Raw genomic sequence first — 17,905 nt, forward strand, 5'->3', positions numbered from 1 at the left:
CGGTGACAAAGGGTGCGGTGGCTCTTCGGGCCGGTTCGGGGCGGCGTGGCATGCCGTCCGGGTGCGGGCCGTCGGGGGCCGGCCGCGCGGTTCCCCGTGCTCCTGAGGGCCGGCGAAGGTTCCCGGTGGTGTCGGCGAAGGCCCCGGGTAGGGCCGGCGAAGGCCCCCGGCGGCTGTGCGCACCGGGGGCCTTCGTGGACGTTGCGGACCCTACGCCTGCGGGAGGCGGTCCAGCTGGGCCTGGATGCGGGCGATGTCCTCGTCCGCCTTGGCCAGGCGGGTGCGGATCTTGTCGACCACCTGGTCCGGGGCCTTGGCCAGGAACGCCTCGTTGCCGAGCTTGGCCGTGGCCTGGGCCTTCTCCTTCTCGGCGGCGGCCAGGTCCTTCGCGAGGCGCTTGCGCTCGGCCGCCACGTCGATCGTGCCGGAGAGGTCGAGGGCGACCTCGGCGCCGGAGACCGGCAGGGTGGCCGTGGCCGTGAAGGACTCGCCCTCCGGCTGCAGGCGCAGCAGCTGGCGGATGGCCGCCTCGTGCGGGGCCAGTGCCGTGCCGTCGAGGGTCAGGCGGGCCGGGACCCGCTGGCCCGGCTGCAGACCCTGGTCGGCGCGGAAACGGCGGACCTCGGTGATGACGGACTGGAGGCTCTCGATCTCCCCCTCGGCCGCCGCGTCGCGGAAGCCGCTGTCCTCGGGCCACTCGGCGATGACGACCGACTCGCCGCCCGTGAGGGTGGTCCAGAGGGTCTCCGTGACGAACGGGACGACCGGGTGCAGCAGCTTGAGGGTGACGTCGAGGACGTGGCCCAGGACCCGCTTGCTGACCTCGGCAGCCTCGCCGCCCGCCTGGAACGTCGTCTTGGACAGCTCGACGTACCAGTCGAAGACCTCGTCCCACGCGAAGTGGAAGAGGGCGTCGGACAGCTTGGCGAACTGGAAGTCGTCGTAGTACGCGTCGACCTCGGCGATCACCGAGTTGAGGCGGGACAGGATCCAGCGGTCCGTCGCCGACATCGCCGACGGCTCCGGCAGCGGGCCGTCCACCGTCGCGCCGTTCATCAGCGCGAAGCGCGTCGCGTTCCAGATCTTGTTGGCGAAGTTGCGGGAGCCCTGGACCCAGTCCTCGCCGATCGGGACGTCGACGCCGGGGTTGGCGCCGCGCGCGAGGGTGAACCGGAGCGCGTCGGAGCCGTACTTGTCCATCCAGTCCAGCGGGTTGACCGCGTTGCCGAAGGACTTCGACATCTTCTTGCCGAACTGGTCGCGGACCATGCCGTGCAGGGCGATGGTGTGGAACGGCGGGGTGCCGTCCATCGCGTAGAGGCCGAACATCATCATCCGGGCGACCCAGAAGAAGAGGATGTCGTAGCCGGTGACCAGGACGGAGTTCGGGTAGAACTTCGCGAGCGACTCGGTCTGCCCGGGCCAGCCCAGCGTGGAGAAGGGCCACAGGCCGGAGGAGAACCAGGTGTCGAGGACGTCGGTGTCCTGGTGCCAGCCCGCGCCGCCGGGCGGCTCCTCGTCGGGGCCGACGCAGACGACTTCGCCGTCCGGGCCGTACCAGACGGGAATCCGGTGGCCCCACCACAACTGCCGCGAGATGCACCAGTCGTGGAGGTTGTCGACCCAGTCGAAGTAGCGCTTCTCCATCTCCTGCGGATGGATCTTGACCTTGCCCTCGCGGACGGCGTCACCGGCGGCCTTGGCCAGCGGGCCGACCTTGACCCACCACTGCATGGACAGACGGGGCTCGATCGTCGTCTTGCAGCGCGAGCAGTGCCCGACGCTGTGGACGTACGGCCGCTTCTCGGCGACGATCCGGCCCTCGGCGCGCAGCGCGCCGACGATGGCGGAGCGGGCCTCCAGCCGGTCCAGGCCCTGGAAGGGGCCGGGGGTGGTGATGACGGCGTGCTCGTCCATCACGGTGATGGACGGCAGGTCGTGCCGCTGCCCGATCTCGAAGTCGTTCGGGTCGTGGGCCGGGGTGACCTTGACGGCGCCGGTGCCGAACTCGGGGTCGACGTGCTCGTCCGCGACGACGGGGATGGAACGGTCGGTCAGCGGCAGCTTGATGAGCTTGCCGATCAGGTGCTTGTACCGCTCGTCCTCGGGGTGAACGGCGACGGCGGTGTCACCGAGCATGGTCTCGGCACGGGTGGTGGCGACGACGATGGTCTCGTCCCCGTCCCCGTACGTCATGGAGACCAGCTCGCCGTCGTCGTCCTGGTACTCGACCTCGATGTCCGAGATCGCCGTCAGGCAGCGGGGGCACCAGTTGATGATGCGCTCGGCGCGGTAGATCAGCTCGTCGTCGTAGAGCCGCTTGAAGATGGTCTGGACGGCCTGCGACAGGCCCTCGTCCATGGTGAAGCGCTCACGCGACCAGGCGACGCCGTCGCCCAGGCGCCGCATCTGCCCGCTGATCTGGCCGCCGGACTCGGCCTTCCACTGCCAGACGCGCTCGACGAAGGCCTCGCGGCCCAGGTCGTGCCGGGACTTGCCCTCCTTGCCCAGCTCGCGCTCGACGACGTTCTGCGTGGCGATGCCGGCGTGGTCCATGCCCGGCTGCCACAGCGTCTCGTAGCCCTGCATGCGCTTACGGCGGGTCAGGGCGTCGATGAGGGTGTGCTCGAAGGCATGGCCCAGGTGCAGGCTGCCGGTGACGTTCGGCGGCGGGATGACGACGGTGAACGGAGGCTTGTCGCTCTTCTCGTCCGCCTCGAAGTAACCCCGCTCCACCCAGCGCTCGTACAGCGGCCCCTCTACATCGGCCGGCGCGTACTGGGTCGGCAGTTCGGAGTCGGGCGCGGGTGGCTGCTGATGAGCGTTCTCGGTCACGAGGGTCAGTTTAGAGGTGTCACGGGGTGGTCCCGAAACGCGTTTGTTCTGTAACGGTGAGACCCCCGGTGCCTTGTGGTTCCGGGGCCTGGGCCAGGATGTCAGGAACACATAAGCGTCCAAGGGGGATCCCAGAAATGAGCAACAACCAGCCGGGCCCATACGGCCAGCCGGGCCCCTACGGCCAGCCGGGGCAGCCTGGTCCCTACGGCCAGCAGGGCCCCTACGGCCAGCAGCCGCAGGCTCCCCAGCCCGGCTACGGCTACCCCCAGCAGGCCCCTGCGGCCCCGCCGCAGCCCGGGTACGGCTACCCGCAGCAGGGCGCGCCGCAGCAGCCGGGCCCGTACGGGCAGCAGCCGAACCCCTACGGCCAGCAGCAGCCTTACGGCCAGCAGCCCTACGGCGTGCCGCAGCCGCCGGCTCCGGGCGGCGGCAAGAAGAAGACCGGGCTGATCATCGGCGCGGTGGCGGTCGTGGCGGCGATCGCGGTCGGCGCGGCTTTCCTGCTCAAGGGCAACAGCGGCGGTGACGTCGCGGACGACGGCCCGCACAAGCTGATCACCCCGGCCGCCGTGATCAACGACGAGTACAAGAAGAACGGCAGCTCCGACGACGACGCCATGACGGACAGCGATGTGTCGGCCGCCCGGAAGGCCGGCGTCAAGAACGCCAAGTCGGTGGGCGCGGAATACCAGTCCGGCGACAAGAGCAGCCCGCTCACCATGAAGATGCTGAAGTTCGGCGGCGTCTACGGCCAGATCGACGACCCGACGGCCGTCGTCGACGCGATGTTCGCCCACATGAAGGAGGAGTCCCAGAAGGACCAGAGCAGCGACGACACCAAGGGCACGCTGGTCGGCAGCCCCGAGAAGCAGGAGCCGGCCGACCTCGACGGCGCCGTCATGAAGTGCCAGTCCGTGAAGCTGGACATGAGTGGATCGGACGCCAGTTCCGCGGGCCCGAAGCAGATGATCATGCCGGTGTGCATCTGGGGCGACCACAGCACCATCGGCGTGACCATCAACGCCGACCTGGCCAGCGCCATGGCGGGCAAGGGCATGTCCCTCGGCGACGCCGCGGAGATCACCGCCAAGCTCCGCAAGGACGTGCGCGTCAAGGCGTAGCACCTCCCGCACCCGGACGGAGCCCTGGCCGGTCGACGGCCGGGGCCCTTCTGTTGCGGCCCCAGGACAGACGAAGGGGCGCCCGGACTCACCGGGCGCCCCTCTGTCGTGTCGGAACGCTTCTGCGTCGGTTCGGACCGCCTACGCGGTCTTCTGCTCCCCCGAACCCCGCCCCCGCGCGTCACGCGGGATCAGGGTCGGGTTGACGTTGGAGTGGACCACGTCGGCCGTGATGACGACGCGGGCGACATCCTTGCGGGACGGGACCTCGTACATCACGGACATGAGGACTTCCTCCATGATGGCGCGCAGGCCGCGGGCGCCGGTCTGGCGGAGGATGGCCTGGTCGGCGATGGCCTCCAGGGCCTCGCGCTCGAAGTCCAGTTCCACGCCGTCGAGTTCGAAGAGGCGCTGGTACTGCTTGACGAGCGCGTTGCGGGGTTCCACCAGGATCTGGAGCAGGGCCTCCCGGTCCAGGTTGTGGACCGACGTGATCACCGGGAGGCGGCCGATGAACTCCGGGATCATGCCGAACTTGACCAGGTCCTCCGGCATGACGTCCTCGAAGACGTCCTTGGACTCCAGCTCGCGCTTGGAGCGGATCGTGGCGCCGAAGCCGATGCCCTTCGCGCCCGCCCGGGACTCGATGATCTTCTCCAGGCCCGCGAAGGCACCGCCCACGATGAACAGGACGTTCGTCGTGTCGATCTGGATGAACTCCTGGTGGGGGTGCTTGCGGCCGCCCTGGGGCGGGACCGAGGCCGTGGTGCCCTCCAGGATCTTCAGCAGGGCCTGCTGCACGCCCTCGCCCGAGACGTCCCGGGTGATGGAAGGGTTTTCACTCTTCCGCGCGACCTTGTCGATCTCGTCGATGTAGATGATCCCGGTCTCGGCCTTCTTGACGTCGTAGTCGGCCGCCTGGATCAGCTTCAGGAGGATGTTCTCGACGTCCTCGCCGACATAGCCCGCCTCCGTGAGCGCCGTCGCGTCGGCGATCGCGAACGGCACGTTCAGCATGCGGGCCAGGGTCTGTGCGAGCAGGGTCTTGCCGGAGCCCGTGGGGCCGAGGAGCAGGATGTTGGACTTCGCCAACTCGATGGCGTCGTCGCGGCCTTGGGCGCCGCCGTTCTCACCCGCCTGGACCCGCTTGTAGTGGTTGTACACCGCGACGGAGAGGGCCTTCTTGGCGGGCTCCTGGCCCACCACGTAGCCCTCCAGGAACTCGTAGATCTCGCGGGGCTTCGGGAGCTCCTCCCAGCGCACCTCGCTCGTCTCGGCGAGCTCCTCCTCGATGATCTCGTTGCAGAGATCGATGCACTCGTCGCAGATGTACACACCGGGCCCTGCGATGAGCTTCTTGACCTGCTTCTGGCTCTTGCCGCAGAACGAGCACTTGAGCAGATCGCCGCCGTCACCGATGCGTGCCACGGTGTGCTTCCCCTTCGCCTGGGAGACGCCCGGACGCTTTCGAGTCCAGCGGCTCCTGGTGCTGCCTTATGTCCGACGGTACCTTGCCGGGCCCTGTGTTCGGGTCCCCCTTGGCAGGGTTCACTTTGACGTGCACCCTGCCAAGGGGGCCCGAGAGATGCCGCTCAGGGTCAGCGGACCGATTCGTTGTTCATCTTCCGGGTGGAGATGATCTGGTCGACGATGCCGTACTCGAGCGCTTCCTCGGCCGTGAGGATCTTGTCGCGCTCGATGTCCTCGCGGACCTTCTCGATCGGCCGGTTGGAGTGCTTGGCCAGCATGGACTCCAGCTGGTCCCGCATCCGGGTGAACTCGTTGGCGATGATCTCCAGGTCGGAGAGCTGGCCGCGGCCGGTGGAGCCGGCCGGCTGGTGGATCAGCACGCGCGAGTTCGGCAGCGCCATGCGCTTACCGGGCGTACCGGCGGCGAGCAGGATGGCCGCGGCGGAGGCCGCCTGGCCCATGCACACCGTCTGGATGTCGGGCTTCACGAACTGCATCGTGTCGTAGATCGCCGTGAGGGCGGTCATGTCGCCGCCGGGGCTGTTGATGTAGATCGAGATGTCCCGGTCGGGGTCCATCGACTCCAGGCACAGCAGCTGTGCCATGACGTCGTTGGCGGAGGCGTCGTCGATCTGGACGCCCAGGAAGATCACGCGCTCCTCGAAGAGCTTCGCGTACGGGTCGTACTCGCGGATGCCCTGGGAGGTGCGCTCGACGAAGCGCGGGATGACGTAGCGGCTGTCGGGCCGGGGCCCTTCGTACAGGCCGCTGGCGGCGCCGGGGAAGTTGCTCATGAGGGTGTTCACCGTCCTGGTGGCGTTCTGGGAGCTGGGGTCGTGGCGGTGCCTGGCGTGGCCGGGCCGGTCAGGCACCGGTGCCGCCGCCTCCCGGAACACCCGAGGCGTGCGTGATGATCTCGTCAATGAGACCGTACTCCTTGGCCTCTTCCGGGGTGAACCAGCGGTCGCGGTCGCCGTCACGCACGATCGTCTCGACGGTCTGGCCGGAGTGCAGCGCGGTCAGCTCGGACATGGTCTTCTTCGTACGCAGCAGGTACTGGGCCTGGATCTTGATGTCCGAGACCGTACCGCCCAGACCCGCGGAGCCCTGGTGCATCATGATGTCGGTGTGCGGCAGGGCGAAGCGCTTGCCGGCGGTGCCGCCGGTGAGCAGGAACTGCCCCATCGAGGCCGCCATGCCCATACCGATCGTGACCACGTCGTTCGGGATGTACTGCATGGTGTCGTAGATCGCCATGCCGGCCGTCACCGAGCCACCTGGGCTGTTGATGTAGAGGAAGATGTCCTTGTCCGGGTCGGCGGCAAGGAGCAGCAGCTGAGCGGTGATCTTGTTGGCGATGTCGTCGTCGACCTGCTGGCCGAGGAAGATGATCCGCTCGCCGAGCAGCCGGTTGTAGACCTGGTCACCGAGGCCACCACCGATGGAAGGCTCGCCGGCGGCGGAGGGCATCAGATTCGTCACGTATCCACCTGCTCGTCTTACGACGGCGCCGGGCCGTCTCACGTGTTCCCTGCGGGGTCCTGCCGGGGGGCTTCAGGAGACTCCCCTGCCCCCGTATTCATGGACCCTAACGCGCGGGTCCCTTCGGGGAATCCCGGAGAAGCGGGTGTTCGCCGGGGGCGTAGAGGCTCCGCCCGGCGACCGGATCGCTTCGCGGGGGTGGTGCGGCCGCAGTCGGGGCACGGGCGCGCGGGGGCCTGTCACGGCCCGCGGCGGAGCCGCATGCCGACAGGGCCCGGCGCCCCTGGGGCCGGGACCCGCCCCCGGTGCCCCCCGTACGGCACTCGGTGCCACCGGTACGACACTCAGTGGCCGGGTACGACACCCGACAGCCCCGAGACGACACCCGACGGTCCCCGGTACGACGAACGGGCCCCGGGGCAGTCCCCAGGGCCCGTCTACGTCGTCAGAGACGCCGTGGGACTCAGCCCTCGGCCTTCTCCTCGTCCGCGGTCTCGACGGCGCCCTCGACGGCCTCCACGGTCTCCGTGGCGGCCTCGGCCTCGTCCTCGTCGTCCAGGTCGACGACCTCGCCGTTGGTGTCCTTCACCGTGGCGGCCTCGACCACGACGGCCAGGGCCTTGCCGCGGGCGACCTCGCCGACGAGCAGCGGCACCTGGCCACCCTCGACGACGGCCTGGGCGAACTGGTCGGGGGACATGCCGGAGGAGGCCGCACGCCGCATGAGGTGCTCGGTGAGCTCCTCCTGGTTGACGTTGAGGTTCTCCTTCTTGACCAGCTCGTCGAGGACGAACTGGGTCTTGATGCCCTTGACCGCGGCCTCGCGGGTCTCGGTCTCGAACTCCTCGGCGGTCTTGCCCTGGATCTCCAGGTACTTCGCGAGGTCGAGGCCCATCTGGCCGAGCTGGTGGTGCTCCAGGTTGTGCTTGCGGGTGTTGATCTCGTCCTCGAGCAGCTTCTCGGGGACCGGGACCTCGACCAGCTCGAGGAGCTTCTCCAGGACACGCTCCTGGGCCTGGGTGGCCTGGTCGTACTGCTTCATGTTGGCCAGGCGCTTGCGGCTGTCGGCCTTCAGCTCGTCCAGGGTGTCGAACTCGGAGGCGAGCTGCGCGAACTCGTCGTCCAGCTCGGGCAGTTCACGGGCGGCGACCTGGGTGACCTTGACGGTGACCTCGGCCTCCTTGCCCGCGGCGGAGCCGCCCTTCAGCTCGGAGGCGAAGGTGGCCTCGCCACCGGCCTCCAGGCCCTTGACGGCGTCGTCGATGCCGTCGAGCAGCTCGCCGGAGCCGATCGTGTAGGAGACACCGCTGGCGACGCCGTCCTCGAGGACCTCGCCGTCGACCTTGGCCTCCAGGTCGAGGGTGACCACGTCACCGTCCTCGGCGGCGCGCTCGACCGGGGAGGTGGAGGCGAAGCGCTCGCGCAGCTGCTCGACCGACTTCTCGATGTCCTCGTCGGTGACGTCGACGGCGTCGACCTCGACCTCGATGCCGGAGTAGTCCGGGATCTCCAGGGCCGGGCGGACGTCGACCTCGGCGGTGAAGTTCAGCGTCTCGCCGTCCTTCAGCTCCGTGATGTCGACGTCGGGCTGGCCCAGCGGGCTCAGCTCGGCCTCGTTGACCGCCTCGGTGTAGAACTTCGGGAGCGCGTCGTTGACGGCCTCCTCCAGCACCGCACCGCGGCCGAACCGCTGGTCGATGACGCGGGCCGGGATCTTGCCCTTGCGGAAGCCCTTCACCGTGACCTGCTGGTTGATCTTCTTGTACGCCGCGTCGAGGCTGTCCTTGAGCTCCTCGAAGGGCACCTCGACAGTGAGCCGAACCCGGGTCGGGTTCAGGGTCTCCACGGCGCTCTTCACGGTTCGGTCTCCTTGTGGCTGACTTCTTGGTTTCTGCCGGAGCCAGACTGGTCCGGCGGATTTCGCCGCCCGGGAGAGTTCGTAGGCCTAGTGGGCCGGGACACACGGGCGCGCAGCTTGCATAGTAACCGCAGCCGCTCAGCGCCCCAAAAGGCGATCATCACGGTGACGTGAGCCGGTGGTCGGGGTGGCGGGATTTGAACCCACGGCCTTCCGCTCCCAAAGCGGACGCGCTACCAAGCTGCGCCACACCCCGTCTGGTGCGACACGTAGGGTACATGCCCGGGCCGGATCCGTCGGCCGCTTTCCCCGGCGCCGCGCGCGTGACATCTCCGCAGCCCAACACGTTGGCTTCCGTGGCGGGCGACCCGCTACGATGCTCTGCAGTGCCGCGGTCACCGACCTGTGGCGCGTTGTTGCGGGCGTAGCTCAATGGTAGAGCCCTAGTCTTCCAAACTAGCTACGCGGGTTCGATTCCCGTCGCCCGCTCTGTACGACTCAGGGCCAGGTCAGAGGAGCAATCCTCTGACCTGGCCCTGATTGTTTCCGCGGGCTGCCGAGGGGCCGTACGGGTCCATGGGATCGATGCGTTGCCGAGCGAACCCGGGTGCCGGTGCACAGCATGATGCGCGTCCCCGGGTGGGGTGAGCCGTAGATCACGCGGCAGCGGGCGGCGGGCGTGCACCGTGTCTCCCCTGTACCCGATCGGGTGGCGAGCGGCGGGGAACGTCGCAGAGCGGCCCCGGGCCGCTCGGGTCGGCTCACAGGTTTCGGATGTTCACCGTGTAGACGGAGCGGAGGCCGTAGGGCACGTAGAGGGCGTCGCCGACGCGGACCAGGGGGGCGCCGGCCGGGCCGGTGGAGTCGGCGGTGCCTCCGTCGTCGCGGCCCGGGAGGGTGGCCATGACCTTGCCGGTGTGCGGGTCGAGGGCGGCCAGGCGGCCGGTCGGGGAGGCCAGGTAGAGGCGCCCGGCCGCGGCGGTCGGCGGGCCGGGCTGCTCGACGGTGGAGTTGGTCCGCCACAGCAGCCGGCCGGTGCGCGGCGAGAAGGCGTGGACACTGCCGCTGGTGAAGGTGAAGTAGACGGTCCCGCCCTCCAGGTGGATGCCGTTCATGGCGGACTCGGCGTGGGACAGCTTCACGGCCGTCACGACGTGCGAGGAGATGTCGAGCAGGGTCAGGGTGTGCAGCGTGCGGGTGCCGTCGGACAGCACGAGGTGGCCGTCGCTCTCGCCGAGGACGCTGAGCGCGCCCTTGGCCGACACCGTCCAGCGGGGCCGGCCGGTGGCCGCGTCGAGCAGGGAGATGCTGGTGCGGGTGACGTCGTAGCCCTTGCCGAAGGATCCGCACAGGAGATACGCGCGCCCCGCGGCGCCGCTCAGCAGGCAGGCGCCCTTCTGGTTCACGTTCGAGTACCGCAGGGGGTGCTTCCAGCGGACCTTGCCGTCGGAGGCGCCGAGCAGGGCGTACGACTCGCCCCTGTCGCCGTAGACGCTGATGACCCCCTGCGCGGTGGCGACGGCGTTGTCCCCGTCGCCACCGGCGGCCGTGTCGCCGTCGCCGGTGACCGTCTTCCACAGCACCTTGCCGGTGTCGGACCGGACCGCCTGGACCGAGTAGCGGGTCAGGGACGTCCGTGTGTCGCCGTCGGGCGTGTGGTCGTCGGCACCCCAGACGTAGACGCCTCCGGCGCGGGTGCCGATGACCGTGCCGCCGGTGCCGCCGCCGTTGTCGCTGGGCGTGGGGTCGAGCGGGTAGGCCCAGGTGTTGCGGCCGTCGGCCAGAGCGAAGCGGGTGGCCATGAGGCTGTCGCCGGCGCAGACCAGGGAGGTGCCGGCGGCGGCACAGCGGCTGAAGGCGCCGGTGGGGGCCACGGAGTCCGCGTCGCCGGCGGTGGGGTTCTTCGACTGCCGGTGCCAGGCGTGCCAGCCGGCCGGAAGGTCGCCGGGGGCACCGCCGCCGCCGGAGACGGCGACCGCGGTGCCGACGAGTGCGGCCAGGACGGCGGCGACGGCCCCGGCGACCATCCACCCTCTGCGGCGGCGCCCGCGCGGCCGGACCGGCTCGGCGGCATCCGGCGACTCGGGGCGCTGCCTCGGCGCGGGCAGCCGGCCCTCGCGGAGCAGGGTCAGGAGTTCGCCGGGGGCAGGGCGGGACTTGGGGTGCTTTTCCAGGCAGAGGCGGACGAAGGGGAGCAGATCATCGGGAAGCCCGTCGAGTTCGGGTTCGCCCTCGACGACCTTCGTCGCCGTCTCCCAGGGGTTCGCGCTGTCGAAGGGGCCGTGCCGGGTGGCCGCGTACACCAGGACCGCGCCGAGGGAGAAGACATCGGCGGCGGGGCCGACGTCGTGCGGAGAGGTGAACTGCTCGGGGGACATGAAGGGCGGGGTGCCCATCACGCGGCCCGTCTGCGTGAGGGCGTCGGCCGGGGCGGAGTCGGCGGCCCGGGAGATGCCGAAGTCGATGACCCGGGGGCCGTCCTCGGCCAGCATCACATTGGCCGGTTTCAGGTCCCGGTGAACCACGCCCGCGCGGTGGATGTCGCGCAGGGCCTCGGCGAGGCCGGCGGCGAGTTCACGCAGTCGGCGGGGCGGCAGCGGGCCGTGCCGGCGGACATGGGTGCCGAGGTCCTCGCCGGGTATGTAGAGCGTGGCCATCCAGGGGTGCGGCGCGTCGGCGTCAGCGTCCACCATGGGTGCCGTGAAGGCGCCGCTGACCCGACGGGCGGCTGCCACCTCGCGGCTGAAGCGGGTGCGGAACTCGTCGTCGTCGGCGTACTGGCCGTGCACGACCTTCAGAGCGAGCCGACGGCCGGAGTCCGAGCGGGCGAGATAGACCACACCCATACCACCGCTGCCGAGGCGGTCCTCGATCCGGTATCCGCCCACTTCGGCCGGGTCCGAGTCGCGCAACGCCATCCCCGTACGTCTCCCCGCTGTTTCAGTTGTCCAACTCCGCCGGCCCGCCCCGCCGGGTCAGAAGTTGATCTGGTTGATGGTCTCGGCTATCGAGTTCAGGAACCGGTTGATGGACGGCGCCATACCGGTCGAGGCAAGGAAGAAACCGAAGAGCACGGCGACGATGGCCGGGCCGGTCTTGATGTTGCCCCCTCTGATCAGCACGACAAGGATGATCGCCAACATCAGCACCACGGACAGTGAAATGGCCACAACTGATCACACCCTCGGTCGGTCCGCTCTCCCGGCCCGGAGGTACCCCGCGCACCCCCGCCCGGAACCATCGTGCCACCAACCCGCCCGCAGCATGCGGCTCGTGACGCAACGTTGAACAAGCGCCCGAAGCGGGCGACGGGCCGCACAGTAATTCGACAGGGCACCCGCGCACTCCGCCACAGGGAATTGAGCGACTTGGTTTCCATGCCCACACATCTTGTGCGCAGGTAATTCGAATTGATGACACAGAGGTGACGTATGCCCCAATTAGTCGGGATGAATGGGGACATCAAGGGTGAACGGCGGGCTTTGATGTGCCCACGGTCACGTGGACAGGGGTGGCAAGTCAGGTAAATCAGCGGGTATCCGAAGGTGATAACCAGGAATGACCACGGGGGTTTTACGAAATCCCGCAGTCGACGCTAGGGTGCCTGAGATGTTTGACGCCGCCTCGTCCTCCGGCCAGAACCGCAGCCCGCTCCCCCCGGCACAGTCGCCGGCGGACGGAGTGCCCGGCCCGCGTACCCCGACGAGTGCGCAGGGGCGGCAGCCGGCGCAGGACAGACCGGGCAAACAGCGCGACTCCTTCTTCGACAACGCCAAGTACCTGGCGATCGTGCTGGTCGCGATGGGGCACTCCTGGGAGCCGTTGAAGGGCGACAGCCGGATCCTGGAGGGCTTGTACACGGTCGTGTACACCTTCCACATGCCGGCGTTCATCATCATCTCCGGCTTCTTCTCGCGCAGTTTCGACATGCGCCCGGACCGGCTCAAGCGGCTGATCACCGGTGTCGCCGTGCCGTACGTCGTCTTCGAGACCGCGTACCCGCTCTTCAAGAACGCCGTCGTGGGCTCCCACGAGGAGATCAGCCTCCTCGATCCCTGGTATCTGACCTGGTTCCTGGTGGCCCTCTTCGTCTGGCGGCTCACCACCCCCGTCTGGAAACTGGTGCGCCGGCCGCTCCCGGTCGCCATCGGCATCGCCATGCTGGCCTCCGTCACCCCGAGCATCGGTGACGATCTCGACCTCCAGCGCGTCCTGCAGTTCCTCCCCTACTTCGTGCTCGGCCTGTGCATGAAGCCCGAGCACTTCCGGCTGGTGCGGCGCCGCTCGGTGCGGATCGCCTCGGTGCCGGTGTTCGCCGCCGCCCTCGCGATCGGCTGGTGGGCCGTGCCGCGCATGAACACCGCGTGGTTCTACCACCGCGACTCCGCGCAGGAGCTGGGCGCCCCGTGGTGGTGCGGCCCGGTGATGGTCCTCGCGATGCTGGGCTGCTCGCTGCTGCTGACCGCCTGTTTCTTCGCCTGGGTGCCGAGCCGCCGGATGTGGTTCACGGCCCTGGGCGCGGGCACGCTGTACGGCTATCTGCTGCACGGCTTCCTGGTGAAGTTCGCCGACTACCGGGGCTGGTTCGACCACGCCTGGCTGCACCGTCCGCTCGGCGAGATCGTGGTGACCCTCCTCGCGGCCGCCGCCGTCACACTGCTGTGCACCCCGCCGGTGCAGCGGGTGTTCCGCTTCGCCATGGAGCCGAAGATGGAATGGGCCTTCAGGCAGGACGCGGGCGAACTGGCCCGCGAGCGCCAGAAGAAGGAACGGGAGCGGGAGCGCGAGAAGGTCGGCGCCTGACTCACTCCTGTTCAAGACCGAGAAGTGCGCGCATCCGCGTGTACTTCTCGGTCAGCCGCTTCCGGGTCGGCCCGTCGAGGACGGCGAGGCGGCCCGGGTCGGCGTTGTGGGCCAGGTCGGCCTCCTTCACCAGCAGTGCGCCCGGAGTGGCGAGGATCCGGCGCGCGTACGCCTCCGGCTCCTCCCCCGGCCTCTTGGTGAGGGCACGCACGACGGCCTTGGTGCGCGGGGTCAGGGCGGCGGCCGTCAGCCACTCCTCCGACAGCGCGTCGTCCTCGACGGCGTCGTGCAGCCAGGCCGCCGCGATCTGCTCGGCGTCCCCGCCGCGGGCCCGTACGCCCTCGGCGACGGCGGCGAGGTGCTCGGCGTAGGGCCGTCCCGCCTTGTCGGTCTGGCCTGCGTGGGCCCTGCGGGCGAGTTCCTCGACATCTGCCGGGGTGAGGTACGTCTCGGTCACCCGGCCAGTTTCTCCCGACGCGGCGCCGCCCCGGGGCCGGGGTGGCTGTCCGCCCGCACGGTCAGCGCGCCGGGGGGTGTACGCCGGGCTGGCTGAGCAGGCCGGGATGCCTGTCCGCCAGGTCGGCCGAGCGGGCGGGGACGGCTGTCCGCCAGGTCGGCCGAGCGAGCCGGGACGGCTGTCCGCCGGGCCGGCTCAGTGGGCGGGTGCCGATGCCTCCCGGCAGATCAGCAGCAGGGCACGGTCGTCGTTGACGTCCTTCGCGACCGCCTCGATGAGGTGCCAGGCGGCGCCGTGGAAGCCGCCGGCGACATACCGGTCGGCCTCGCCGGTGAGCCGGTCGATGCCCTCGACGATGTCCCGCTCGGAGGTCTCCACCAGACCGTCCGTGAACAGCATCACCACGTCACCCGGCCGCAGCGAGCCCTTCACGGGGTCGAACTGGGCGCCGTCGTAGACACCCAGCAGCGGGCCTTCGGCGGCCTTCTCCTCCCAGCGGCCGCTGCCGGCGCTCAGCTGCAGCCCCGGCGGGTGGCCCGCGGAGTACAGCTCGTAGTCCCCGGAGTCCAGGTCCAGGACCAGATGGATGGAGGTGGCGAAGCCCTCGTCCCAGTCCTGGCGGAGCAGGTAGCCGTTGGCGGCCGGGAGGAAGGCGTGCGGAGGGAGGGAGCCCAGCAGGCCCCCGAACGCCCCCGACAGCAGCAGCGCACGCGATGCGGCGTCCATGCCCTTGCCGGAGACGTCCGTGAGGACGACCTCCAGGGTGCGGCCGCCGTTCGTCCGGGCGGCGACGACGAAGTCACCGGAGAAGGACTGGCCGCCGGCCGGGCGCAGCGCCATCTCGTGGTGCCAGCCCTGCGGCAGCTTCGGCAGCTTGCTCTGCACCCGGATGCGCTCGCGCAGGTCGAAGAGCATGGTGCCGCCGCGCCGCCAGGGCACACCGACCCGGCTGCGGAACTGCGCGGTCAGCAGCCCGAAGAATCCGCACGCGGCGACCACGAGGACCACGCCCGGGGTGACCCGCGAGGGCCCCTCCGTGTACGGGCCGAGCCGCACCGACTCCACGATCAGCGCGGTGGCAGCCGTCGCGTACAGGCCGAGCAGGCTCGCCGGGCGCAGCAGCAGGCCGCCCGCGACGATCGGCAGCACCAGGGTGGCCGGGGAGCACCACACCGAGTTGGCGAGGGTCATGGCGGCGAGGACGGGGATGGTGATCAGCAGCCCGGCGAGCGCGATCCAGTCCGAGCCGTCGCCGCGGAAGTAGTCCACGGCGCTTCTGCGCAGGCCGACGCGGGCCCGGTGCCACTGCATCTTCCACCGGGCCGTGAACGTATCGGCCTTCGAGCGCCGCTCTCGTCCTGCTGCCATTAGTTCGGGACCCTATCCATCGGACCAGCCGCTTGGCACGGGAGGTCCCACTTGTCCCCCGTGAGAGGCGCAACTTCGCGGTTCGACTTCACAGTGAACGGCACGGAGGGCCGTCGTGCCGCCGCCCGGGAGAAATTCGCTGGCTCGTCCTGCAATGCCCTGATAGGCATGACTCATGGGGACTGACCGCGCCACCGAGTTGAAGGTACTGCGCCCGGACGAATGGGACGGGTGGTGGGACCACCTGATCCGCGCCTTCGGCGCCGGTCCGACGTCGGCCGAAGAGCGCGAACTGGACAGATCGGTCACCGAGTTCGACCGCTCGCTGGCCGCCTGGGACGGGGACACCGTCGTCGGGACGGCAGGGGCGTTCAGCTTCCGGATGACCGTGCCCGGCGGGGCCCTGGTGCCCGCCGCCGGCATCACCATGGTGAGCGTGGCGGCCACGCACCGCCGGCGCGGGGTGCTGACCTCGATGATGCGGCGCCAGCTGGACGACGTGCGCGCCCTGGGCGAGCCGCTGGCGGCGCTGACCGCCTCCGAGCCCGCGATCTACGGCCGCTTCGGGTACGGGCCCGCGACCTTCCAGCTGCAGGCCGAGATCGACACGAGCCGGGTGACGCTGGCCCTGCCCGCCGGCGCCGACGACGTACGGCTGCGGTACGCGAAGCCGGCCGACGTCCTCGCCGCGTGCGAGGCGGTGTACGCGGCGCTGGTGCCGCTGCGGCCCGGAATGCTGGCCCGGCAGCCCGGCTGGGAGCGGGTGGGGCTGCTCGATCCGGAGAGCGAGCGGGACGGGGCGTCCGCGCTGCAGTGCGTGGTCGCCGAGCGGGACGGCGAGGTCACCGGGTACGCCCGCTTCCGTACCAAGCTCGGCTGGGGGGCCGGCGGGCACGACGGCACGGTGACGCTGGAGGCCCTCGCCGCGCTGGATCCGGCGACCGATGCGGCGCTGTGGCGCTTCCTGTTCGGCATCGACCTGATGACGACCCTGAGCGTACGGGGACGGCCGCTCGACGACGCCTGGCAGTACCTGGTCTCCGACATCCGGCGCTGCCGGACGCAACTGCGGGACTCCTGCCACCTGCGTCTCGTCGACGTCGGTACGGCGCTGGCGGCACGCACCTACCAGACGCCGGTGGACGTCGTGTTCGAGGTCGAGGACGCCTTCTGCCCGTGGAACGCGGGGCGTTGGCGGCTGACCGGCGACGCGAAGGGCGCGTCCTGCGAGCGCACCACCGACCGGGCCGACCTCGCGCTGTCCGTACGGGAGCTGGGGGCGGCCTACCTCGGCGGTGTGACCCTGCTGTCGCTGGCGGCGGCCGGGCGGGTACGGGAGCTGCGGCAGGGGGCGCTGGCGGAGGCGTCGGTCGCGTTCGGCTCACCGGTGCAGCCGTGGCTGCCGCACGGCTTCTAGACGTGCCGGACGCCGGTCAGGGCCGCTGGCAGGCGGGGCACCAGAAGAGGTTGCGGGCGGCGAGGTCGGCGGTGCGGATCTCGGTGTCGCAGATGTGGCAGGGCTGGGCGGCCCGGCGGTAGACGTACACCTCGCCGCCGTGGTCGTCCACGCGGGGCGGGCGGCCCATGGCCTCGGGGGTGTGCTCGGGCCGGACCGTGTCGATGCGGTTGGTGCGGACGCCCTCGCGCATGAGCGTGACGAGGTCGGCCCAGAGGGCGTCCCATTCGGCCGGGGTGATGTCCCGGCCCGCGCGGTACGGGTCGATGCCGTGCCGGAAGAGGACCTCGGCGCGGTAGACGTTGCCGACACCGGCGATGACCTTCTGGTCCATGAGAAGCGCGGCGATCGTCGTACGGCTGCGGCGGACGCGGGCGTAGGCGGCCGCCGGGTCGGCGTCCTCGCGCAGGGGGTCGGGGCCGAGGCGGTCGTGTATCGCGCGCTTCTCGGCGTCCGTGATGAGCGCGCAGGTCGTGGGGCCGCGCAGGTCGACGTACGCGGTGTCGTTCGCGAGGCGGAGGCGGACGGTGCCGGTGGGCGGGGGTGCGGGGACCGGGCCGAAGCCGACCTTGCCGAAGAGGCCGAGGTGGATGTGGATCCAGTCGCCGTCGCGGAACCGGAGGAAGAGGTGTTTGCCGTGGGCCTCGGTGCGGGTCAGGGGGGCGCCGTTCAGCAGCTCGGCCGCGTCCGAGAACTTGCCCTGGGGACTGGTCACCCGTGGGGCGGTGCCGAGGAAGCGCCCGGCGCAGTCCTGCGCCAGCCGGTGGATCGTGTGCCCTTCTGGCAAGGCCGAGCTGTCCTTTCCTACCGCGCCGCCCACCCACCCGCCTCGGCCGACCGGGAAGCCGACCGACCGGATCACCCCTGAGGGGGCGGACACCCCAGGGACACGAATGAGGGACGGATACCCGGGGGGCGTATATCCGAAGGGCGCGTGCCCAGGGGGCGCATGTCCGAAGGGTGCACAACCCGAGCGGCACGTGAACACCACGTCCCCGACCCCGAGAGCACCCACCAGCACTCAGCGTAGCCCCGCCCGAACCGCCCGGCCC

Annotated in this window: 13 protein-coding genes and 2 tRNA genes; 4 read left to right on the forward strand and 11 right to left on the reverse strand. The window is 70.3% G+C overall.

All coding sequences use genetic code 11. The features are described 5' to 3' along the window. Positions 1-210: 210 nt before the first annotated feature. Entirely contained in the window at positions 211-2,835 is a 2,625-nt protein-coding gene (locus ACZ7P3_RS08970) for a valine--tRNA ligase (RefSeq protein ID WP_472080021.1), read from the reverse strand. Between the two features lie 137 nt (positions 2,836-2,972). On the opposite strand from ACZ7P3_RS08970, the gene ACZ7P3_RS08975 reads away from it, so the two are divergent. Further along, positions 2,973-3,959 (forward strand): hypothetical protein, encoded by a 987-nt coding sequence (locus tag ACZ7P3_RS08975; protein ID WP_472080022.1) that lies wholly within the window; start codon positions 2,973-2,975, stop codon positions 3,957-3,959. A gap of 141 nt (positions 3,960-4,100) precedes the next feature. Here the strand turns inward: ACZ7P3_RS08975 and clpX are convergent, their stop codons facing one another. The 5 genes from clpX to ACZ7P3_RS09000 all read right to left on the reverse strand — a co-directional run bounded on the left by clpX (position 4,101) and on the right by ACZ7P3_RS09000 (position 9,025). Further along, complete coding sequence (gene clpX, locus ACZ7P3_RS08980; protein WP_472080023.1) at positions 4,101-5,387, reverse strand: ATP-dependent Clp protease ATP-binding subunit ClpX; 1,287 nt, start codon at positions 5,385-5,387, stop codon at positions 4,101-4,103. Positions 5,388-5,557: 170 nt separating this feature from the next. Then, entirely contained in the window at positions 5,558-6,223 is a 666-nt protein-coding gene (locus tag ACZ7P3_RS08985; RefSeq protein WP_472080024.1) for an ATP-dependent Clp protease proteolytic subunit, read from the reverse strand. 70 nt (positions 6,224-6,293) lie between these two features. After that, a complete protein-coding gene (locus tag ACZ7P3_RS08990; RefSeq protein ID WP_472080318.1) occupies positions 6,294-6,899 on the reverse strand; it encodes an ATP-dependent Clp protease proteolytic subunit in 606 nt (201 codons plus the stop codon). 475 nt (positions 6,900-7,374) lie between these two features. Further along, on the reverse strand, positions 7,375-8,769 hold the full coding sequence (gene tig / locus ACZ7P3_RS08995) for a trigger factor (RefSeq protein ID WP_472080025.1): 1,395 nt from the start codon (positions 8,767-8,769) through the stop codon (positions 7,375-7,377). A 179-nt stretch (positions 8,770-8,948) separates the two neighbouring features. After that, positions 8,949-9,025 (reverse strand) — tRNA-Pro (locus ACZ7P3_RS09000). A 162-nt stretch (positions 9,026-9,187) separates the two neighbouring features. Here ACZ7P3_RS09000 and ACZ7P3_RS09005 point away from each other — a divergent pair. After that, positions 9,188-9,258: transfer RNA gene (locus tag ACZ7P3_RS09005), tRNA-Gly, on the forward strand. Between the two features lie 272 nt (positions 9,259-9,530). Here the strand turns inward: ACZ7P3_RS09005 and ACZ7P3_RS09010 are convergent. Both ACZ7P3_RS09010 and ACZ7P3_RS09015 read right to left on the reverse strand, forming a co-directional pair. Continuing rightward, a complete protein-coding gene (locus ACZ7P3_RS09010) occupies positions 9,531-11,687 on the reverse strand; it encodes a protein kinase domain-containing protein (RefSeq protein WP_472080026.1) in 2,157 nt (718 codons plus the stop codon). A 57-nt stretch (positions 11,688-11,744) separates the two neighbouring features. Then, positions 11,745-11,939: a hypothetical protein gene (locus ACZ7P3_RS09015; RefSeq protein WP_472080027.1), complete on the reverse strand. Its 195-nt coding sequence runs from the start codon at positions 11,937-11,939 to the stop codon at positions 11,745-11,747. Positions 11,940-12,378: 439 nt separating this feature from the next. On the opposite strand from ACZ7P3_RS09015, the gene ACZ7P3_RS09020 reads away from it, so the two are divergent. Continuing rightward, on the forward strand, positions 12,379-13,572 hold the full coding sequence (locus ACZ7P3_RS09020) for an acyltransferase family protein (RefSeq protein WP_472080028.1): 1,194 nt from the start codon (positions 12,379-12,381) through the stop codon (positions 13,570-13,572). Position 13,573: 1 nt separating this feature from the next. Here the strand turns inward: ACZ7P3_RS09020 and ACZ7P3_RS09025 are convergent, their stop codons facing one another. Together ACZ7P3_RS09025 and ACZ7P3_RS09030 are read right to left on the reverse strand one after the other, a co-directional pair. Further along, complete coding sequence (locus ACZ7P3_RS09025; protein ID WP_472080029.1) at positions 13,574-14,029, reverse strand: HD domain-containing protein; 456 nt, start codon at positions 14,027-14,029, stop codon at positions 13,574-13,576. 195 nt (positions 14,030-14,224) lie between these two features. Then, positions 14,225-15,397 (reverse strand): SpoIIE family protein phosphatase, encoded by a 1,173-nt coding sequence (locus ACZ7P3_RS09030; RefSeq protein ID WP_472080030.1) that lies wholly within the window; start codon positions 15,395-15,397, stop codon positions 14,225-14,227. Positions 15,398-15,572: 175 nt separating this feature from the next. On the opposite strand from ACZ7P3_RS09030, the gene ACZ7P3_RS09035 reads away from it, so the two are divergent. Continuing rightward, positions 15,573-16,814, forward strand: a complete 1,242-nt coding sequence (locus tag ACZ7P3_RS09035) for a GNAT family N-acetyltransferase (protein WP_472080031.1) — start codon at positions 15,573-15,575, stop codon at positions 16,812-16,814. Between the two features lie 16 nt (positions 16,815-16,830). On the opposite strand, the gene ACZ7P3_RS09040 is transcribed toward ACZ7P3_RS09035, so the two are convergent. After that, positions 16,831-17,640 carry an Fpg/Nei family DNA glycosylase gene (locus ACZ7P3_RS09040; RefSeq protein WP_472080032.1) on the reverse strand — a complete coding sequence of 270 codons (810 nt, stop codon included), beginning with the start codon at positions 17,638-17,640 and terminating at the stop codon, positions 16,831-16,833. Between the last annotated feature and the right edge of the window lie 265 nt (positions 17,641-17,905).

It is taken from the genome of Streptomyces sp. NPDC107581 (assembly GCF_055657175.1).